The sequence below is a fragment of the Streptomyces sp. NPDC051133 genome (assembly GCF_040682635.1).
Classification (GTDB): Bacteria; Actinomycetota; Actinomycetes; order Streptomycetales; family Streptomycetaceae; genus Streptomyces.
The window spans coordinates 1-1,667 of sequence record NZ_JBFBBK010000217.1 but is presented as its reverse complement, the minus strand read 5'-3'; the positions used below and the strand labels follow the sequence as shown (position 1 = coordinate 1,667).

Below are 1,667 nucleotides of genomic sequence, written 5' to 3'. Positions count from 1 at the left end.
TTCGGCGTCGGCTCGTTCACCCTCTGCGCGATCGCCAGTAACTACAACGGCTGACACCCCCAGGACCGGCCGGGTACACCGGCCGGCCCACCTGCAGCACGACAGGTTCACCCGCACAAGACAAAGCTGGCGACGACTCGCACACCACCCGGGCTGCGTTACACCACGTGGTCGTCGCAGCGGCGCCGGTAGTGAGCCTTGGCGCCCGGCGAGGCCGTGATGGAGGCTAAGGCCCAGAGATAGCCGACGCGGTTGAGCCGGTCGTTCTACACCCGCCGCCGGGTGATGCTCGACTTCTTGCCGGAGGCCCTGGTGATGGGCGAGGCACCGGCGCCGCTCGCCATAGCTGCACCCCTCCATCCCGTGTAACGGGAGGTCGAAGCGTTGGAGTTGGAGGAATTGCAGCACCTGGTTCTCACCGCCGTCGGCCCGGATATCGACCGGGTCAGCGACACCGAGCCCAGCCAGCTGCCCCCGAGGCTACGGCGCGGCGGTTGAAAAGGACAGCTTCGTCGTACTCCAGCACGTACCGTTCAACCGAAGTTGCGGCAAGCGTGCGATGCAAGTCTCTGAGCTGAGCCTAGAGAGATGCGCAAAAACGCCAATCTTGATCGGAGTCATAAGACTTTTCCAGTTGAGCTACAGCAGACTCTGTTACCGCCCGATACCGATGGCGTCGGGATTTTCATGAGTGAGGACACTGGTCGTCGGGCGGTTATGGCAGATGCTGCCAGCCAGCTCAGGTCATCAGGCCGTCCACGATGTCTGGGAGTGTGACCCTTTGCCACGGGGACGTCCGGGCCGCCGTTGGACTGTGCGGCTCGTTCCGTATGGCCGGCCCGCTGCTGGTGTGTGCGTGATCGACTGTGCCGATCCGGGCTGCGTGCCAATTCCTACGCGGTTCCGGGATCCTGTTCAGGCCCGGGCGGAGGCGCTTCGCCACGTTCGTAACCATGTCGCGCGCATTGAGGTGAAGCCCGACACGCTTTGCCGCTGCCGCCGTGAGTCGTGTGCGTGGCATCCGACGCCGGTCGCCAAGTGTTCAGGCCGGCCGGTTCTTGTACTGATCCCCGATGTGCAGGGCCGAGTGTGGCTGATCGCGGAGACGTGCTCGGCGTGCGCCCGTCAAATGCCTCGATGCAAGATCGTCAAAGAGAGTACGCCGACTACTCGAGCGGATCCGATGAGGACGGCACCATGCAGAAAGGCTCGCCCCGGCCCGTCCACCTGTACCGTCTGCGCCGCTGAGGCCGCTGAGGCCGCTGCACAGGGGGCACCAGAACCACGTGGAGCCAGGTCAGTCTCCCAGCGTGGTTACGGACCGCCCCCTGCCCGTGGAACGGTCCGAAAGGCCTACGCCGCGTACACCGATTTCGTTCTCTCCTACCTCCACAACGCCGGCGTCGGCCGCACTCCTCAGGGCCGGCTACTAGCTGTCCTGGCGCTGCTGCGGATGCGGAATGACGGCGGCGTCCGACTCGTCGCAGAGGACCTCACCGATACCCGTTCAACGCTGACCGAAGAGGCCCTGGAAGAACTGATTGAGGACGGCTGGCTGGAGACAACGGTGGCCGCTGTCCGAGCTGCCGTGGAGAAGCTGGAGCTCGAGGGTGACGAGGCGACCGGCGCCAACGCCGTGAAGCTCGCGCTGGAGGCCCCGCTCAAGC

The 1,667-nt window shown here is 65.2% G+C and carries 1 protein-coding gene and 1 pseudogene; one reads left to right on the top strand and one right to left on the bottom strand.

The genetic code is table 11. From position 1 onward, the window contains the following. Positions 1-179 precede the first annotated feature (179 nt). A pseudogene (locus tag AB0N17_RS46545) lies at positions 180-374 on the bottom strand (transposase); the annotation flags it as partial. 1,079 nt (positions 375-1,453) lie between these two features. Between AB0N17_RS46545 and AB0N17_RS46540 the strand changes: the two are divergent. Continuing rightward, the coding region (locus AB0N17_RS46540; protein WP_366017712.1) for a hypothetical protein at positions 1,454-1,667 on the top strand (214 nt) is incomplete at its 3' end.